The sequence below is a fragment of the Paenarthrobacter sp. NPDC018779 genome (assembly GCF_044391085.1).
Taxonomy (GTDB): Bacteria; Actinomycetota; Actinomycetes; order Actinomycetales; family Micrococcaceae; genus Arthrobacter.
This window is the reverse complement of record NZ_JBIRZS010000003.1, coordinates 202,670-220,117: the sequence shown is the minus strand read 5'-3', so window position 1 is coordinate 220,117 and position 17,448 is coordinate 202,670. Positions and strand designations below refer to the sequence as shown.

Sequence of the window (17,448 nt, the reverse complement as noted above, 5' to 3'; positions counted from 1 at the left end):
AACAAACAAGTTGCCTTGTTTTGGTGGGCGATACTGGGATCGAACCAGTGACCTCTTCCGTGTCAGGGAAGCGCGCTACCGCTGCGCCAATCGCCCGTTGCCGGGTCCTTTGATAAGGAGAGCGGACGACGAGATTCGAACTCGCGACATCCACCTTGGCAAGGTGGTGCTCTACCAGCTGAGCTACGTCCGCACATGTTGTATGCCTGGTTGCTACCGGGCTTCCAACAACAAACAAGTTGCCTTGTTTTGGTGGGCGATACTGGGATCGAACCAGTGACCTCTTCCGTGTCAGGGAAGCGCGCTACCGCTGCGCCAATCGCCCATGCATCCAGAATGACCTGGAAGGCATGGTTTTCACCGAGGTGGGTACGGGATTCGAACCCGTGTATACGGCTTTGCAGGCCGCTGCCTCGCCTCTCGGCCAACCCACCGTGTAAGCAGGATTCCGGGGAATTCATGCCTGACAGTGCCTTGCGAGCGGACGACGAGATTCGAACTCGCGACATCCACCTTGGCAAGGTGGTGCTCTACCAGCTGAGCTACGTCCGCATTGTGGTTCGCTCCGGACCGCCCTTCAGGCATTCCGTCGCTTTCCGACGAGTAAAGACTCTATAGGAGGTTCCAGCAAACTCCAAATCGAGCTCGCCGATTTCCCGGCAATGGGGGCTGGATCCTTGAATTTGCGGGGAATATTGGGACTTTCACTGCTGTAATTCCACGCATGTAGTTCGAACCGGCCAACCCGTTTTGCATTCCCGGCAGCGTGGGCTAGTCTTCTATATGCACCGGGCAGTTGATGCACGAGCACCCGGGCGATTGGCGCAGTGGTAGCGCGCTTCGTTCACACCGAAGAGGTCACTGGTTCGAACCCAGTATCGCCCACCAACGGAACCCCGCCGGACTGGTATCCAGTCCGGCGGGGTTCTTTCGTTCCTCCGGGCGGGTTCCGGGAGTGGGCGCGCATTCTGTCGGTGCTCTGTGTCAGAGTCTTTGTATGACCGCTCCACTGCTTGCCCACGCTACTGACTACGGCCGAATGTACGCCCGTTCCACTACGGAACAGTTTTCGGTGCCTTCCATAACAACTGTCATTGCGCAGCAGGCGCATTCCCTTGACGGCTGGTTCAGTTTCATGGGAGCAAGCAGCCTGGCGGCCGATCCGGAATTGCCTGCGCTCATCGGGAGCCCCGCCCGGATCAGGCAGGCAGTGAACAAGGCATCGAAGGCCGCGGAAACATACCGGGACGAGGCTGCCGCACGTGGGGACCGTGTCCATACGTATTGTGAGCAGGTGGCATTGCGCGCCCTGGGACGCCCGCACCGCATGCAGGAGTGCAGGGACGAACTCGCGGCCAATGGTGAGCAGGCCTTTGCCGCAAGGTTCGACGAATGGTGGGAGCTGTACGGCGTTGAGCCCCTTGCGCCGGAAATAACGGTGTGGAACAAGAGCGTGGGCTACGCCGGGACACTGGACCTGGTGGCCCGGATCAACGGCCGCATTTGCCTGATTGACTACAAGACCAAGGGAACCTCCCGGGACGGCACCGTCAAAGCCCTCGATGACAAGGTAGTCATGCAGTTGGTGGCGGGCATGAAGGCCGAGGAAAGCCTGGTGGATCCCGTGGCGGGGGAGTGGGAGCAATGGAAATTTGGTGAGAATCCCATGCTCCTGGCCGTCGCAATCGGCGAAACGGAGGTCCGACCGCAGCGGGCCAACCCTGAGGTCCTCAAACACCACTGGTGGAAGTTCTGTGCTTTGCGGCGGGTGTGGGAAATGTCCGCCGATGTCTCGGCCGCCGGGCAGGCCCTCCTGCCGATCGCCCCGCCACCCCTTGCCGCCTCCGGCGTCAGGATCGGTGCCGGCGCCGCAGGCAACTAAACCGGACCAAGCTCCTGATCCTTCCTCTCAACTAAACTGGCTAAGGCTCCGCAGCATCCGGACCAGAGGCAGACGATCGTGAGGACAGACAGCAGATGGCAATTTTGAGTATCCGAATCATCGGGGATCCGGTGTTGCGCACCGTGGCGGATCCCGTCACCGACTTCGGACCGGAACTCGCCAAGCTGGTGGCCGACATGATGGACACGATGGAAGATGTTGACGGCGCAGGCCTGGCAGCCCCGCAAGTAGGCGTAAGCCAGCGGGTGTTCACCTACCGCATCGGCGGGGCGGAGGGACACATCATCAATCCTGTCCTGGACAACAGCGAAGACTTCCAACCGGATGAGGTTGAGGGTTGCCTGTCCATTCCAGGACTTGGCTTCCCGGTTCGCCGCCACCGCGCCACCACGGTCACTGGCGTGGACCTCAACGGCAATCCGGTCACGGTGGAGGCCGAGGGAATGCTGGCGCGGTGTTTCCAGCATGAGAACGATCATTTGGACGGAGTCCTGTACACCGATCGTTTGGAAGGTGAGGACCGCAAGGCGGCACTGCGGGCCATCCGCAACGGCAACTACCACGCGGTTACTGAGCAGACCGCTTCCAAGCGGGCCACGTCAGTGGGTTCCAGCTTTGGTGGCGGCAGCTTCGGGATTCCGGAGTGAGGGTACTGTTCGCCGGAACGCCGGCGGTTGCTGTTCCTTCCCTCAATGCTTTGGTCAACACGGGGTTCGATGTTGTGGCCGTACTGACCCGGCCGGACGCTCCGCTGGGACGCAAGCGGGTGCTGACCCCCTCGCCCGTGGCGGCCCGCGCTGAAGAACTGGGCATCGAAGTCATCCGTGCGGCAAAAGTGGACGCCGAGGTCACGGCGAAAATTGCGGCCATCGCACCGGACGTGGCCGCCATTGTGGCCTACGGCGGCATCGTTCCGCGCGCAGCCCTTGACGTTCCAACCCATGGTTGGGTGAACCTCCACTTCTCACTGCTCCCTGCCTGGCGGGGCGCGGCGCCGGTACAGCGCTCCATCATCGCGGGCGACGATGTCACGGGTGCCGCTACCTTCCGCTTGGAAGAGGGTCTGGACACCGGCCCGGTCTTCGGAACCCTGACCGAAACGGTTCGCGACGACGATACTGCCGGTGATCTCCTGGGCCGGCTTTCCGACAGCGGTGCTGTGCTGTTATGCCAGACCCTGTCCGCTATCGACGCCGGCCAAGCCGCTCCACAGGCTCAGTCAGGCGACATCTCCCTGGCACCAAAGCTCAGCCTGGAGGACGGCAAACTGGACTGGCAGCAGCCAGCTCTTGCTTTGCAGCGACGGTCCCGTGGGGTCACCCCCGAGCCGGGCGCATGGACCACCTTGGACGGCCAGCGGATCAAGCTGGAACCGGTGTCCTTGCGTCCCGACGTCAAGGACCTGGATCCCGGCGTGGTCCGGGCTGAAGGTAAGTCTGTCCTGGTAGGTACGGGCTCCCATGCCGTTGAACTGGGCCGCATCCAGCCCGCAGGAAAGAAAATGATGCCGCCGGCCGACTGGGCCCGCGGCTTGGCAGCAGCCGGGAAAGTGGTTTTCGAATGAGTGAGTCAGGCCGCCGAGGCCCCAACAGCGGCGGAAACCGGGATGGCCGCCGGAGCCAAGCCGCCTCCGGGAAACAAGGTCCCCGCGGCGACAGCAAGCGCAACGCCCAAGGCAGGGAACGGAACAGGGGCCCGCAGAAAGGGTTCTCCTCCAGTGCCCCGTCGCAGCGCACCAGACGGGCGGATCCTGCCCGTTTGGTTGCCTTCGAGGTGCTTCGGGCGGTTGCTTCGGAGGACGCCTACGCCAACCTGGTCCTCCCGGCGCGCATCCGCGAGCACCGGCTGGACCGCAGGGATGCCGGCTTCGCTACCGAACTGAGTTACGGGGCCTTGCGGGGCCAAGGCACCTACGACGCCATCCTGGCCCGTTGCGTCGACCGTCCCCTGGAGCAACTCGACCCCGCCATCCTTGATGCCCTCCGGATCGGTGCCCACCAGTTGCTGTCCATGCGTGTCCCGGCCCATGCGGCCCTGGACCAGACGGTGGGCCTGGCCCGTGCCGTGATCGGCGCCGGACCGTCGTCGCTCATTAACGCCGTCCTTCGAAAAGTGACGGCCCGCTCGCTCCAGGAGTGGCTGGACGTGCTGCTGGACCAGGAGGACGATGCGACCAAGGTCGCCGCATTGCGCCATGCCCACCCGGAGTGGATTGTCCGGGCGTTGCGCCAGTCCTTGGTGAACCACGGCCGGCCCGTATCCGAGATCGAATCCCTGCTGGAGGCGGACAACGCCGCGCCGGTGGTAAACCTCGTCGCGCTGCCTGGCGTAGGCAGCCTGGACGAAGCACTTGAACTGGGCGCCACCCCGGGTGAACTGGTGGAAGGCTCCGCGCTTTCGTCCGGTGGCGACCTCGGCAGGCTCGAATCCGTCCGTGCGGGGACCACGCGGGTCCAGGACGTTGGATCACAACTGGTTGCCCGTGCTGTGGCGGACGCCGTTGTGGACACAGGAACGGCCGGGGGCGAGCGTTGGCTGGACCTCTGCGCAGGACCAGGTGGCAAGGCAGCGTTGTTGGCGGCATTGGCCCACCAAGGTGGAGCAACCCTCCTGGCGAACGAACCCGCGCCGCACCGCGCCAAGTTGGTCCAACAGGCTTTGTCCGCCGTTCCCCAGGACTCGTGGACCGTCCGGACCGGCGACGGCAGGGAAGTGGGCTCCGAACAGCCCGGGTCCTTTGACCGGGTGTTGGTGGACGTTCCCTGCAGCGGACTGGGGGCCCTTCGCCGGCGCCCCGAGTCCCGCTGGCGCCGTGCCCCCAAGGATGTGGCCGATTTGGGTCCGCTCCAGCGGGAACTCTTGAACTCGGCCATCGACGCCGTGAAGCCCGGCGGAGTGGTGGGATACGTCACGTGCTCGCCGCACCCTGCGGAAACAACCGCCGTCGTCGGGGACGTCCTGGCCAAGCGCGCGGACCTTGAGTTGCTCGACGCCGGCAGCGCACTTGACGCTGTCAGCCTCACCGGCCACTTGGACGCCGGTCACGAACTGACGGCGCAACTTTGGCCGCATGTACACCAGACCGACGCCATGTTCCTGGCGTTGATCCGCAAGAAGCCGTAGCCGGTTGCTGCAGGCTGCGGACCTCACCGGGTCCGCTGCCCGCACGCGCCCGTCCATTCCTAAATGAAGGGGAAATTCCTTGTCCCAGTGCTGTATCAACCCGAGCATCCTCTCCGCGGACTTCGTCAACCTCGAGGCCGAACTCCAGCGCATCAGCACTGCGGACGCGGTGCACGTGGATGTCATGGACAACCATTTTGTCCCCAACCTCACACTCGGCCTGCCCGTCGTGCAGCGGATCCAGGCCGTCAGCCCGGTGCCGCTGGACGCGCACCTGATGATTTCCGACGCCGACCGCTGGGCACCTGCCTACGCCGACGCCGGTGTTGCCTCGGTGACCTTCCACGCCGAGGCAGCGATGGCCCCGGTGAAGCTCGCGCGCGAACTGCGGGCACGCGGAGCAAAGGCAGGCATGGCGCTGCGGCCCGCTACGCCGGTTGAGCCGTACCTGGACATGCTCAGTGAACTCGACATGCTCCTGATCATGACCGTGGAACCGGGGTTTGGCGGCCAGGCTTTCCTGGATGTCACCCTGCCGAAGATCCGCAGGGCCCGCGCGGCCGTGGACGGCTCGGGCCTCGGCGTAGCCATCCAGGTGGATGGCGGCATCACGGAGGAGACCATTGTGCGCGCTGCCGAAGCGGGCGCCAACGTCTTCGTAGCCGGCTCGGCCGTCTACGGCCACGAAGATCCGGAGGCCGCCATTGACCGGCTCCGGACAGCCGGCTCGAAAGCCGGCCAAGCCACCCGGTGACGTCCGCTTCCGCATGTTACGAAGATGGCCGGGAATAGTCCGGCCATCTTCAAGGTTGTGGCACAATATCAACACACATATACGTGCTCCGGGGTCGGTGTAAGTCCGAACCGGCGGTCATAGTCCGCGACCCGCGCGCCAAGGGAATCCAGCAATGGATACCGGAGGCAGACGGTTGAACCGGTGGAATTCCGGTACCGACAGTTAAAGTCTGGATGGGAGAAGCACGTACAGTCACGCCGTGTGCGTCCAAGGGGACGTTCCGGTCGTGCTCTGTCGTACACCCCCGGAGCCATCGCGGCTGACTGGGAAGGAACGGCATGGATTTCCTGCGATGGCTCTTCGAAGCACAGATACCTGTTGGAGGATCTGCGCTTGTTCTACGCGAAGTGCTTGGCAATATTTTTGGGCTCGCAAGCGCCCTCGGCGGAATGCGCCGTAAAGTCTGGGCCTGGCCCGTGGGCATTCTTGGCAACATCCTGCTGCTGACCGTGTTCCTGGGCAACGTCTTCGGCGCCGCCGCGCCGGCCACCCTCTGGGGGCAGGCTGGCCGCCAACTGATGTTCATCGGCGTCGCCGTTTATGGCTGGTACCGGTGGCAGCAAGGCCGCAACTCCGGCACTGCCGGACGCGCCATTGTCCCCGGATGGGCAAGCCCCAAGGTCCGCATCGCCCTGGTGGGCGCCATGGTGGCCGGTACGGCAGCGTTGACTCCCTTGTTCGACGCCCTGGGTTCGTACCCGCCTGTTTGGGCCGATGCCTGGACGTTCATGGGATCGCTCCTGGCTACCTATGGCATGGCCCGCGGCTGGACCGAGTTCTGGTTGATCTGGGTTGCGGTGGACATTGTAGGGGTGCCCCTGCTGTTCAGCGCGGGTTACTACGCAAGCGCCGTGATGTACCTGTTCTATGGCTTCTTCACCCTGGCCGGATTCTTCGTCTGGTGGCGGGCTGACAAGCGCGAACGCTCAGTAACGCCAAAGATCCAGTCGACGGCAGGAGCGGTGTCATGACCGGTTCCCTTGAATTCAGCGAGGCTGAGCGCACGGCAATGGACGCCGCCCTGGCCGCGGCCTTGGAAGGCCCCCGGGGCGCCAATCCCTTGGTGGGTGCCGTCATCCTCAGCCCGGCGGGAGAGCAACTGGCTGTTGGCTACCACCGGGGCGCGGGGACCGCGCATGCCGAGGCGGATGCCATCCATGAAGCCCGAAAGCAGGGAGTTGACCTGGCCGGGACCACCATGGTGGTCACCCTGGAACCGTGCAACCACGTAGGACGTACCGGACCGTGCGCCCAGGCGATCATCGCGGCGGGCATTGCCCGGGTCATCTATGCCGTCGACGATCCCCATGATCCCGCCGCCGGCGGCGCCCGGACACTTCGCTCCGCCGGAGTGGAGGTTGACTCCGGGCTGGCAGGAGCCGAGGCGCTCCAGCTCAACAGGGAATGGTTCGACGCCGTTGCCGCCAAGCGTCCGTTCGTCACCCTGCACATCGCACAGACATTGGACAGCCGCATTGCGGCGGTGGACGGAACCAGCCAGTGGATTTCGAGCCCGGAATCCCTGGCCGACAACCACGGCTTGCGGGGCCTGATCGATGCAATCCTGGTGGGCACAGGCACGGTCCTGATCGACAACCCCCGCCTCACCGCCCGCGATCCCGACGGTGGCCTCTCCGGCCGCCAACCGCTGCGGGTGGTCATGGGCCAACGGGATGTTCCTGACGACGCAGCGGTCCGGGGCGCCGATGGACGGTTTCTCCACCTGCCCACCCGCGACCCCGCCGAAGCCCTCTCCCTGTTGTTCGAACAAGGCGTGCGGCACGTCATGGTGGAAGGCGGATCGAGCATCCTGAGCACCTTCCTGGCGGCGGGACTGGTGGACGAGCTGATCGTCTATCTGGCCCCCACCCTGCTGGGTTCCGGAACGCCGGCCCTCCACGACCTGGGCATCTCCACACTGGCCGACGCCCAGCACTGGGCCTGGGACGAAGCCGGACGCGGCTCCGTCCGCACCTTGGGCAACGACCTGCGGCTGCACTTGCGGCCAACCCGGCCTGAAGCCAACACCACCCCGAATTTCCGTCCCGGCAGTGAAGCCGCGGAATATGTCTCAGGAGGACACTGATGTTTACCGGAATCGTCGCCGAGCAGGGCACTGTCCTGGCCATCGAACACGAGGGCGAAACCAGCGCCACCCTGCGCTTGAAAGCGCCAAGCACCGCCGAGGGCCTGCCGTTGGGCGGCTCCATCGCCGTCAACGGCGTGTGCCTCACTGCTACGCAGATTGAGGGCCAGGAGTTCAGCGTGGACGTCATGGGGGAGACCCTGGTCCGTACCACGATCGGGCAACTTGTGCCGGGCGACTCCGTCAACCTTGAACGCTGCGTGCCTGCAGGGGGCCGCCTGGACGGACACGTTGTCCAAGGGCACGTGGACGGCGTCGGGGAACTCCGGGAACGGGAAGCCCAAGGCAATTGGGACCGCCTGCGTTTTGGCGTCCCGGCCCCGCTGGCACGGTATATCGCCGAAAAGGGTTCGATCGCCGTCGACGGTGTTTCGCTGACCGTCACCGCTGTCAGCCCTGCCGCGGCGCCGGAACCATGGTTCGAAGTGGGGCTGATCCCCACCACTCTTGAGGAAACCGGCCTCGGCGCGAAGGCCCTCGGAGCGAACGTGAACCTGGAAGTGGACGTGCTGGCCAAGTACACCGAACGCCTGCTCTCCTTCGCCCCGCAGGGGAACCCCGCGCACCGTGCAGGAGACGACACCACAGCAGCAACACAGGAGGCAGCGCGATGAGCACGCCAGCCAAGACCACCCCGGACACCATCCACCGCCAGGGCCTGGATCCGGTCGAAGCAGCCATCGAGGCCATGGCCGCGGGCAAGGCCGTGATCGTGGTGGACAACGAAGACCGCGAGAACGAAGGCGACATCATCTTCGCGGCACAGCACGCCACTCCTGCCCTCATGGGATGGACCATCCGCTATTCGTCCGGGGTGATCTGCGTGCCGCTCGAAGGCGCGCGGGCCGATGCTCTGGCGCTTCCGCAGATGGTGGCCGTCAACGAGGATGCGAAGGGTACCGCGTACACCGTTTCGTGCGATGCCGCCCAAGGCGTGAGCACCGGTATTTCTGCCACGGACCGCGCGTTGACTGCCAGGATCCTCGCAGATCCGGGCAGCACTCCGGCCGCCATCACCCGTCCCGGGCATATTTTCCCCCTCCGTGCGGTTAAGGGAGGAGTGCGTGAACGCCCCGGCCACACGGAAGCGGCAGTGGACTTGTGCCGCCTGGCCGGCCTGGCTCCCGTGGGTGTGATCGCTGAGTTGGTACACGACGATGGCGAAATGATGCGCTTGGACAGCCTGCGCGACTTCGCCGCCGAGCACGGATGTCCCCTCATTTCGATCGAGGACCTGGTGGCATTCGTGGAGGCGGTAGAGTCCGAAGGGGCACTGAATCCCAACGCACACATTTCGGTGGCAGACGAGGAGAAGCGATGACGGCATCCACGACGCGACGCAGCAGCGATTCGGAGCGCGCACCCCATCCGGTGTCCGGTGGGCCCATTGTGCAATTGCCCACCGCTTTCGGTGATTTCGTAGCCCAGGCATGGACGGACCACGAAACCGGTGTTGAGCACCTTGCGGTCAGCTCGCCCAACCCTCCCGCGGACGGGCGTGCGCCCTTGGTCCGGTTGCATTCGGAATGCCTGACCGGTGACGTGTTCGGATCCTACCGCTGCGATTGCGGGGAGCAATTGGCGTTTGCCCTGGAGCTGATCCATGCCGAAGGCGGCACGCTCCTGTACCTGCGCGGCCAGGAAGGCCGTGGCATCGGCCTGGCCAACAAGATCAAGGCCTACGCCCTGCAGGAAGCCGGATTCGACACTGTGGAGGCCAATGAACAGCTGGGCCTTCCCGTTGACGCCCGCTCCTACAACGCTGCCGGCCAGATCCTGGCAGAAATGGGCCTCCACGAGGTCCGGCTGCTCAGCAACAACCCGGACAAGCAGAACCGGCTGGCCCAGGCCGGCGTCACGGTGGTGGAAATGGTGCCTACCGAGGTGCCGTCCCGCGAGCAGAACCTGCGCTACCTGCAGACCAAGAAAGACCGGATGGACCACCTGCTGACGCTCGAAACCGAGCCCGCAGGCAATGGCAAAAACCCCCACGCTTTCGACAACAAACAAGACTGAACGGATTTACGGTAAACAATGAGCGGACACGGCGCGCCCACCATCGACCTCACAACCCTCAACCCCGAGGAAACCTCGCAACTGAAGCTGGCCATTGTTGCGGCCAGTTGGCATACCCAGATCATGGATGGCCTCCTGGACGGCGCCCTCCGCGCCGCCAAGGAAGCCGGGATCGCCGAACCCACGGTGCTCCGGGTTCCCGGGAGTTTCGAACTCCCTGTGGCAGCAGCCAGGCTGGCTCCGCATTTTGACGCCGTAGTTGCCCTCGGTGTGGTCATCCGCGGTGGCACGCCGCACTTCGACTACGTCTGCCAGGCGGCCACTTCCGGACTGACCGACGTGAGCGTCCGCACCGGCGTGCCGGTAGGTTTCGGCGTCCTCACGTGCGACACCGAACAGCAGGGCCTGGACCGTGCCGGGCTTCCCGGTTCCTCCGAGGACAAGGGCCACGAAGCAGTCACTGCCGCCCTGGCCACGGCGGTCACCCTCAAGCAGTTCAGCTAGTTTTGTTTGCTGGCCGGTAGGGGATGTGGGTGTGTGTTCACTCACATCCCCTTCGTCATGCAACGCCCCAACAAGCGGGGCCAGCCACGAAGCAAGTAGTCTGTAGGGCGTGAAGAATTTCGAGACGCTGTTCGCAGAACTGAGTGAGAAAGCAGCGACCCGCCCGGCAGGTTCGCGCACGGTCGCTGAACTGGACTCCGGAATCCATGGCATCGGCAAGAAAGTCGTTGAAGAAGCCGCCGAAGTCTGGATGGCCGCGGAGCACGAATCCGACGAAGCTGCTGCCGAGGAAATCTCCCAGTTGCTGTACCACCTGCAGGTCCTCATGCTCGCCAAGGGCCTCAGCCTGGAGGACGTTTACAAGCATCTCTAGCCACGCCACTCCGCCTGCTTCGCCACCCCTCAACGGGTGGGATACCCCAGCCGGAGCCTCCCGCGTGGCCCATGTGCCTGAAACCTCCCTTCCAAACAGAAAGTCTTTCCCATGCTCCGTGTAGCAGTCCCGAACAAGGGATCCCTGTCAGAAGCCGCTTCCGCCATGTTGTCCGAGGCAGGCTACCGCCAGCGCCGCGACAGCCGCGAATTGGTGATGGTTGATCCCGACAACGACATCGAGTTCTTCTTCCTTCGCCCCCGCGACATCGCGGTATACGTGGGACAGGGAACCCTGGATGTAGGCATTACCGGCCGCGACCTCCTGCTGGATGCCAAGGTGGAAGCCGAAGAGCTGCTTCCTTTGGGCTTTGCCCCTTCCACGTTCCGGTTCGCCGGTCCCGTCGGTGACTTTTCCGGCGTCGAGCAGCTCGAAGGCAAGCGCCTGGCCACCAGCTATGACGGCCTCCTGCGCGACTACCTCGCCGAACGCGGCGTCAACGCCACAGTGGTCCGCCTCGACGGCGCCGTTGAATCTTCGGTACGCCTCGGTGTGGCCGATGCGATCGCTGACGTCGTGGAAACGGGGAACACCCTTAAGGCTGCGGGCATGGAAATCTTCGGCGATCCGATCCTGCGTTCCGAGGCTGTCCTGATCCGCCGCACCGGACCCGGTGGCGCCGCCAACGGCACCGCGAAGGAAATCGACGTCCTTATTCGTCGCCTGCAGGGTGTCCTCGTGGCACGCCAGTACGTGCTGATGGATTACGACATCCGCAAGGACCTGGTGGAAGACGCCGCTGCGCTGACCCCCGGACTGGAATCGCCCACCGTTTCGCCGTTGCGCGACTCCGAATGGGTTGCCGTACGGTCCATGGTTCCGAAGAAGGAAACCAACCGCATCATGGACGAGCTCTACGACCTCGGCGCGCGCGCCATCCTGGTCAGCAGCATCCACGCCTGCCGCATCTGACCCGGCCCGATCACCAGAGGAGCAGCACATGGCTGTAGCCGTACGCGTTATTCCCTGCCTCGACGTTGACGCCGGCCGCGTGGTCAAGGGAGTCAACTTCGAAGGCCTGCGCGACGCCGGGGACCCGGTTGAACTGGCCCACCGCTACGACAATGGGGGAGCGGACGAGCTGACGTTCCTCGACGTCACCGCCTCCTCCGGCAACCGCGAAACGACGTTCGATGTTGTGCGCAGGACCGCCGAGGAAGTCTTCATTCCGCTCACCGTCGGTGGCGGCGTACGTGGCGTGGCCGAAGTGGACAAGCTGCTTCGCTTCGGTGCGGACAAGGCGTCCATCAACACCGCTGCCGTTGCACGCCCGGAAGTCATTGACGAGATCACCCGCCACTTTGGTTCGCAGGTGCTTGTGTTGTCCGTGGATGCGCGCCGTACCCGCGAAGGCGACGCCCCGACGTCGTCCGGTTTTGAGGTGACCACCCACGGCGGGCGTACCGGGACCGGAATCGACGCCATCGCCTGGGCCAAGGAAGCCGCCGACCGTGGAGTCGGCGAGATCCTGTTGAACTCGATCGATGCGGACGGTACCAAGGACGGCTTCGACCTGGAGCTCATCCGCCTGGTCCGCGCCGCGGTCAATATTCCGATCATCGCTTCCGGCGGTGCCGGCGAGCCGGCGCACTTCCCGCCCGCCGTGGAAGCCGGCGCCGACGCCGTCCTGGCCGCCTCCGTTTTCCACTTCGGTCCGGATGACATGATTGCCCAGGTCAAGACCGCCATCCGCGAAGCGGGTTTCGAAGTACGCTAGGCAACAGACAGCAACGCGGGGTCACTTCCGGCCCATCGTCCCTGATGGGCCGGAAGTGACCCCGCGTTGGTGTCTAAAGTCCGATGTCAGCCGACTGCAAGAGGGCGACGGCGTCCGGCTGGCCTTCGAAAGTGACCAGGGCTTGGTTGGTCCTGCCGTGGGCGTGCATCAGCAACTCGCCTGGATCGCCGACGATCGCCACCGAAACGGGTGCCCGCTTGGCAACGTGCCGGGGTCCCGTGGGGCGGACAAGGACGATGCCAAGGTCCACGCCGCGGTACAAGTAGGCAGCCCGCTTGATCAGTTCATCCCACAGCGCATCCGAGTAGGCCTCATCCAGGGCGCGGGGTGCCCAGCGGTCCCCGGCACGGCGGATGTCCTCCGTGTGCACGAAATATTCGATCAGGTTGGAAGTCTCGTCGAGGGCCTTGATCTTCAGGGGGGAGAGTGCCGGCGGGCCTGCCCTGAAGGTCTTCACCAGTTCGGCGTAATCATCAGTGGTTTTAAGCCTTGCCGCCAGTTTGGACGTGGCCTTGTCCGAGGCCTTGCCGAGGCTGGGAATCAGCAGGCCCAGCCCTACTGCCGCCTTGCGTTCGCGCAGGTAAAGGTGCGCGGCGAGATCCCGGGTGAGCCACCCTTCGCAGAGCGTGGGGGAGTCAGGCCCGGCCGCCAGCAGGGTTTCGGCCAGTACTTCACGGGAAGGATCGACGAAATGCATCACTTGTGAAACTAGCACGATCAGGGCTCTGTTGCGCAGTGGAACCGCCGCAGAAACCGGGGTCTCCCAAAGGCACTAGACTTGATCTGATGTCAGAGCAGCCCGCACCCAGTCCAACTCCTGCCGTGGAGTTCCCCAGCGACCCCGCAGGGACCCTTCCAGAGTCGATCTCAGGCGCCCTTAAGCGCGATTCCGCCGGCCTTGTAGCCGCCATCATCCAGCAGCACGACACCAACGAGGTCCTCATGCTGGGCTGGATGGATGACGAAGCACTCCGCCGCACCATGACCACGGGAAGGGTGACGTTCTACTCCCGTTCGCGCCAGGAGTACTGGCGCAAGGGCGACACTTCCGGACACGTTCAGTTCGTGAAGTCAGTCGCCCTTGACTGCGACGGCGATGCCCTGCTGGTCCGCGTGGACCAAGTTGGCGCTGCCTGCCACACCGGGACCCGGACCTGCTTCGACGGGCGCGACTTCACGGTCGTCACGGGTCACCGCGACTAGGCACCCACCCTTTTACTGACGAACCACCTCATACCGAAGGCGGAAAGAATAGCCATGCAGGACCTTGGAATCATCAGCCCGGGCCTGGAAGAGTTCCGCGAACTCGCCGTCCACAGCCGTGTCATCCCCGTCCGACTCAAAGTCCTGGCCGATGCCGAGACGCCGATCGGGCTGTACCGCAAGCTGGCCAAGGGCCAGCCGGGTACCTTCCTCCTGGAATCCGCAGCTGTGGGAGGTGCCTGGTCCCGGTACTCGTTTATCGGCGCCCAGTCGCGTGCCACCCTGACCACCAAGGACGGACAGGCGCACTGGATCGGCGAACCGCCCGTTGGCGTCCCCGTGGGCGGTAATCCCGTTGAAGCGGTGCGGGACACCATCGCCGCCCTGCAGACCGACCGTTTCGAAGGCCTTCCCCCCTTCACGTCCGGCCTGGTTGGATTCCTGGGCTGGGAGGCCGTGCGCCACTGGGAACGACTGACAACGCCGCCGGAAGACGACCTGCACCTGCCTGAAATGGCCCTGAACCTCGTCACGGACATGGCCGTCCATGACAACGTGGACGGCACGGTGCTGCTCATTGCCAACGCCATCAACTTCGACAACAGCACCGAGCGCGTGGATGAGGCGTGGCATGACGCCGTGGCACGCGTGAAGTCCTTGTTGGAACAGGTCAGCACGCCCGTGGCCCAGCCTGTCTCCGTCCTGGAAGCAGCTGCGTTGGACTTCGCGTCCAGCGTGCAGGAACGCTGGGACGAGAACCAGTACCTGGAGGCGATCGACCGAGGCAAGGAAGCGATCGTTGACGGGGAAGTGTTCCAGGTGGTGATTTCGCGCCGTTTCGAAATGGAATGTGCCGCAGATCCGCTGGATGTCTACCGGGTACTCCGGAACACCAACCCGAGCCCTTACATGTACGTCTTCAGCCTGGCAGACGCCGATGGCAGGGAATACTCGATCGTCGGGTCCTCCCCGGAGGCCCTGGTTACCGTCACCGGCGGCGAAGTCATTACCCACCCCATCGCGGGGTCCCGCCCGCGTGGCAAGACTGTGGAAGCGGACAAGGCCTTGGCCACTGAGCTCCTCGCGGACCAGAAGGAACGCGCCGAGCACCTGATGCTCGTGGATCTTTCCCGCAACGACCTCTCCAAGGTCTGCGTTGCGGGAACGGTGGACGTCACCCAGTTCATGGAAGTTGAGCGCTTCAGCCACATCATGCACCTGGTCTCCACGGTGGTTGGTGAATTGGCGCCTGATGCGAAGGCGTACGACGTCCTTAAGGCGACCTTCCCCGCGGGCACCCTGTCCGGCGCTCCCAAGCCGCGGGCCCTGCGCCTGCTGGATGAACTCGAACCGCACCGCCGCGGCATCTACGGCGGCGTGGTGGGTTACCTGGACTTTGCCGGCGACATGGATATGGCTATCGCCATCCGTTCCGCGCTCCTGCGTGAGGGTCGCGCCTATGTACAGGCCGGCGGCGGGATCGTGGCCGATTCCCACAAGCCATCCGAAGCCCTGGAAACTGTCAACAAGGCCGCTGCCCCGCTGCGTGCGGTGCACACGGCCGGGTCGCTGCAGAACATCACAGCGGAAACCGTCCCGGACGCCGGAACAACAGACGCCGGAACCTTCGACGACGGGACGCCCGCCTCATGACGGCCAAGGCACCCGTCAAGGCGGCATCCACCCAACCACGGTGGGCCAGGAAATCCACGCTGGTGCTGGCGACGACAATCCTGGCCTTCGCAGTGTTTGGAACCACCACGCAGACCTGGATCACTGTCCACCTGGATCCCGCCACGGCCTCCACTGCCGATCTCCAGGTGCAGGGGAACAAAGCTGCCACGGCCGTGACTGCGCTTGCGCTGGTCTCCCTGGCGGGTGGGCTGGCGGCGTCCATCGCGGGCCGCATTGCCCGCTGGATCATTGCTGCCATCATCGCGTTGTCTGCCGTGGGCATCATCCTGGCCGCCGTCACCGTATTGGGCGACCCCCTCGGTGCCGCGCAAGGATCCATCGCCGGCGCAACAGGTGTGTCGGGCGGTCAGGCAGAGGTGGCCACGACGTTGTTCCCGGTGGTGGCGATCGTAGCCGGGGCCTTCCTGGGGGTGTGCGCCGTGATGCTGCCCTTGGCCGGACGTTACTGGAAGAGCCGCACCAAGTATGACAAGGCGGGCAGCGGCGTAGCCGGTGGCAGCGGGCCGGTTGACGAGATCGACAGTTGGGACAGCCTCTCCCGTGGGGAAGACCCCACGTAAGCCGCCCAACCCGCTCGCGGACCGGCGTCGTGCAATAAAAGGGCACACGCTCCGCCCTGACGTCGGACGATGTCCCGGCCGCCGTCAATAAATGGCAGAATGTAAGCAGTATTCATCCCGAGGAGATTCCACATGAGCAAAACCACTGTGTCCGCAAACCAAGCAGAGTCCAAGATGGCCAGCCACGCCGACGCCATCGGTCACGGCAACAGCCCGGCTGCCTGGACCTGCGTCATTGTGATGCTCGTTGGCGCCCTGATTTCTTCCATCGCCTTCGTGATCGCCAACACCCCGATCTTCATTGGCGGAATCGTGGTCATGGTCATCGGCCTCATTGTTGGTTGGGCCATGCGCAAAGCCGGCTACGGAGTGGGCGGCAGCAAGCTGCAGAACAACGGCCACTGATCGTGACCGTTCTTGATGACATCATTGTCGGCGTCAAGGAGGACATGGAGGCCCGCCGCCGTCTTGTGTCCCCGGTAGAGCTCAAGGACCGCATCGCAGCAGCGAGCCCGGCCCGTGACGCATGGGCCGCCCTGGGTGGTCCGTCTGCCAGCCGCGATGAACTCAAGGTCATCGCGGAGATCAAGCGCCGCAGTCCCTCCAAGGGTGACCTGGCGCCGATCTCCGATCCCGCATCCCTTGCCGTCCAGTACGCGGATGGCGGAGCCTCCGTGATCAGCGTGCTGACCGAGCAGCGCCGCTTCGGCGGTTCCCTGGCCGACCTCGATGCTGTCCGGGCCGCCGTCGATGTCCCGCTGTTGCGCAAGGACTTCACGGTGGACGAGTACCAGATCCACGAAGCCCGGGCACACGGCGCGGACCTCATCCTGCTGATCGTTGCTGCGCTGTCCGATGCCCAACTGGCGGACTACAGCGCCCTGAGCCACGAACTCGGCATGAACGTGCTCGTGGAGACGCATACGGAACAGGAAATCGAGCGTGCCATCGCGGCTGAGGCACGGATCATCGGGGTCAACGTCCGCAACCTCAAGACGCTCGACGTCGACCGTTCGGTTTTCGGGACGCTGGCAGGACTGATCCCGGCTGAGGCGGTTGTGGTCGCCGAATCCGGCGTGCGCACCGCGGACGACGTCAGCCACTACGCCGCCAGCGGCGCGAACGCCATCCTGGTGGGCGAGGCTTTGGTCAGCGACCAGACGCCCCGCGAACGCATCTCTGAATTCAAGGCAGCTGGAGCTGCCGCCATCGCCGTCAGGAACTGAGGCAGTACCTGAAGCAAGGCGACAGCCATGAGGCAGCCCGGGCAATCGCCCGAGGCTGCCTTGTGGCACGTGAACTACCCAACTAACTGGAACAGGACGGTGAGA

20 protein-coding genes, 6 tRNA genes and 1 riboswitch are annotated in these 17,448 nt (G+C 64.5%); of the genes, 20 read left to right on the top strand and 6 right to left on the bottom strand.

Annotation, left to right across the window (positions count from 1 at the left end):
* Nucleotides 1-21: 21 nt before the first annotated feature.
* From ACH488_RS05505 to ACH488_RS05485, 5 genes are all read right to left on the bottom strand, one after another.
* Nucleotides 22-96, bottom strand: a tRNA-Val gene (locus tag ACH488_RS05505).
* A gap of 24 nt (nt 97-120) precedes the next feature.
* Nucleotides 121-193: transfer RNA gene (locus ACH488_RS05500), tRNA-Gly, on the bottom strand.
* A gap of 57 nt (nt 194-250) precedes the next feature.
* Nucleotides 251-325: transfer RNA gene (locus tag ACH488_RS05495), tRNA-Val, on the bottom strand.
* A gap of 38 nt (nt 326-363) precedes the next feature.
* Nucleotides 364-434 (bottom strand) — tRNA-Cys (locus tag ACH488_RS05490).
* A 45-nt stretch (nt 435-479) separates the two neighbouring features.
* A tRNA-Gly gene (locus ACH488_RS05485) sits at nt 480-552 on the bottom strand.
* A 261-nt stretch (nt 553-813) separates the two neighbouring features.
* Between ACH488_RS05485 and ACH488_RS05480 the strand changes: the two genes are divergently transcribed.
* The 15 genes from ACH488_RS05480 (at nt 814) to hisF (ending at nt 12,638) form a co-directional block, all read left to right on the top strand.
* Nucleotides 814-888: transfer RNA gene (locus tag ACH488_RS05480), tRNA-Val, on the top strand.
* Nucleotides 889-997: 109 nt separating this feature from the next.
* Nucleotides 998-1,882 (top strand): cytochrome, encoded by an 885-nt coding sequence (locus ACH488_RS05475; protein WP_397322769.1) that lies wholly within the window; start codon nt 998-1,000, stop codon nt 1,880-1,882.
* 95 nt (nt 1,883-1,977) lie between these two features.
* Nucleotides 1,978-2,550: a peptide deformylase gene (gene def, locus ACH488_RS05470; RefSeq protein ID WP_397322768.1), complete on the top strand. Its 573-nt coding sequence runs from the start codon at nt 1,978-1,980 to the stop codon at nt 2,548-2,550.
* A complete protein-coding gene (gene fmt / locus ACH488_RS05465; RefSeq protein WP_397322767.1) occupies nt 2,547-3,467 on the top strand; it encodes a methionyl-tRNA formyltransferase in 921 nt (306 codons plus the stop codon). The genes def and fmt overlap by 4 nt, the downstream gene beginning before the upstream one ends.
* Entirely contained in the window at nt 3,464-5,026 is a 1,563-nt protein-coding gene (locus ACH488_RS05460; RefSeq protein ID WP_397322766.1) for an RsmB/NOP family class I SAM-dependent RNA methyltransferase, read from the top strand. The genes fmt and ACH488_RS05460 overlap by 4 nt, the downstream gene beginning before the upstream one ends.
* Nucleotides 5,027-5,105: 79 nt before the next feature.
* Nucleotides 5,106-5,780 (top strand): ribulose-phosphate 3-epimerase, encoded by a 675-nt coding sequence (gene rpe / locus ACH488_RS05455; RefSeq protein ID WP_397322764.1) that lies wholly within the window; start codon nt 5,106-5,108, stop codon nt 5,778-5,780.
* 79 nt (nt 5,781-5,859) lie between these two features.
* Nucleotides 5,860-6,012: riboswitch (FMN riboswitch) on the top strand.
* An 88-nt stretch (nt 6,013-6,100) separates the two neighbouring features.
* Entirely contained in the window at nt 6,101-6,793 is a 693-nt protein-coding gene (gene pnuC, locus ACH488_RS05450) for a nicotinamide riboside transporter PnuC (RefSeq protein WP_397322763.1), read from the top strand.
* Nucleotides 6,790-7,908 (top strand): bifunctional diaminohydroxyphosphoribosylaminopyrimidine deaminase/5-amino-6-(5-phosphoribosylamino)uracil reductase RibD, encoded by a 1,119-nt coding sequence (gene ribD, locus ACH488_RS05445; protein ID WP_397322761.1) that lies wholly within the window; start codon nt 6,790-6,792, stop codon nt 7,906-7,908. Before pnuC ends, ribD begins: the two co-directional genes overlap by 4 nt.
* A complete protein-coding gene (locus tag ACH488_RS05440) occupies nt 7,908-8,582 on the top strand; it encodes a riboflavin synthase (RefSeq protein WP_397322760.1) in 675 nt (224 codons plus the stop codon). Before ribD ends, ACH488_RS05440 begins: the two co-directional genes overlap by 1 nt.
* Nucleotides 8,579-9,289, top strand: a complete 711-nt coding sequence (gene ribB / locus ACH488_RS05435; protein ID WP_397322758.1) for a 3,4-dihydroxy-2-butanone-4-phosphate synthase — start codon at nt 8,579-8,581, stop codon at nt 9,287-9,289. The genes ACH488_RS05440 and ribB overlap by 4 nt, the downstream gene beginning before the upstream one ends.
* Nucleotides 9,286-9,984 carry a GTP cyclohydrolase II gene (gene ribA / locus ACH488_RS05430; protein WP_397322757.1) on the top strand — a complete coding sequence of 233 codons (699 nt, stop codon included), beginning with the start codon at nt 9,286-9,288 and terminating at the stop codon, nt 9,982-9,984. Before ribB ends, ribA begins: the two co-directional genes overlap by 4 nt.
* A gap of 18 nt (nt 9,985-10,002) precedes the next feature.
* The gene (gene ribH, locus ACH488_RS05425; protein ID WP_397322756.1) at nt 10,003-10,488 is read left to right on the top strand and encodes a 6,7-dimethyl-8-ribityllumazine synthase; all 486 of its coding nucleotides are present in this window, start codon (nt 10,003-10,005) and stop codon (nt 10,486-10,488) included.
* Between the two features lie 109 nt (nt 10,489-10,597).
* Entirely contained in the window at nt 10,598-10,861 is a 264-nt protein-coding gene (locus ACH488_RS05420) for a phosphoribosyl-ATP diphosphatase (protein WP_397322755.1), read from the top strand.
* A 111-nt stretch (nt 10,862-10,972) separates the two neighbouring features.
* Nucleotides 10,973-11,833, top strand: coding sequence for an ATP phosphoribosyltransferase (gene hisG, locus ACH488_RS05415; RefSeq protein WP_397322754.1), 861 nt, complete (start codon nt 10,973-10,975; stop codon nt 11,831-11,833).
* A gap of 28 nt (nt 11,834-11,861) precedes the next feature.
* The gene (gene hisF / locus ACH488_RS05410; RefSeq protein ID WP_364163017.1) at nt 11,862-12,638 is read left to right on the top strand and encodes an imidazole glycerol phosphate synthase subunit HisF; all 777 of its coding nucleotides are present in this window, start codon (nt 11,862-11,864) and stop codon (nt 12,636-12,638) included.
* A gap of 73 nt (nt 12,639-12,711) precedes the next feature.
* Here the strand turns inward: hisF and ACH488_RS05405 are convergent, their stop codons facing one another.
* On the bottom strand, nt 12,712-13,356 hold the full coding sequence (locus ACH488_RS05405; RefSeq protein ID WP_397322956.1) for a TIGR03085 family metal-binding protein: 645 nt from the start codon (nt 13,354-13,356) through the stop codon (nt 12,712-12,714).
* Between the two features lie 89 nt (nt 13,357-13,445).
* Between ACH488_RS05405 and hisI the strand changes: the two genes are divergently transcribed.
* The 5 genes from hisI to trpC all read left to right on the top strand — a co-directional run bounded on the left by hisI (nt 13,446) and on the right by trpC (nt 17,343).
* Nucleotides 13,446-13,862 (top strand): phosphoribosyl-AMP cyclohydrolase, encoded by a 417-nt coding sequence (gene hisI / locus ACH488_RS05400; protein WP_397322752.1) that lies wholly within the window; start codon nt 13,446-13,448, stop codon nt 13,860-13,862.
* Between the two features lie 54 nt (nt 13,863-13,916).
* Complete coding sequence (locus ACH488_RS05395) at nt 13,917-15,515, top strand: anthranilate synthase component I (RefSeq protein WP_397322751.1); 1,599 nt, start codon at nt 13,917-13,919, stop codon at nt 15,513-15,515.
* Nucleotides 15,512-16,117, top strand: coding sequence for a Trp biosynthesis-associated membrane protein (locus ACH488_RS05390; protein WP_397322749.1), 606 nt, complete (start codon nt 15,512-15,514; stop codon nt 16,115-16,117). Before ACH488_RS05395 ends, ACH488_RS05390 begins: the two co-directional genes overlap by 4 nt.
* A 132-nt stretch (nt 16,118-16,249) precedes the next feature.
* Entirely contained in the window at nt 16,250-16,522 is a 273-nt protein-coding gene (locus ACH488_RS05385) for an HGxxPAAW family protein (protein WP_397322747.1), read from the top strand.
* Between the two features lie 2 nt (nt 16,523-16,524).
* Nucleotides 16,525-17,343, top strand: coding sequence for an indole-3-glycerol phosphate synthase TrpC (gene trpC, locus ACH488_RS05380; protein WP_397322746.1), 819 nt, complete (start codon nt 16,525-16,527; stop codon nt 17,341-17,343).
* Nucleotides 17,344-17,448 lie beyond the last annotated feature (105 nt).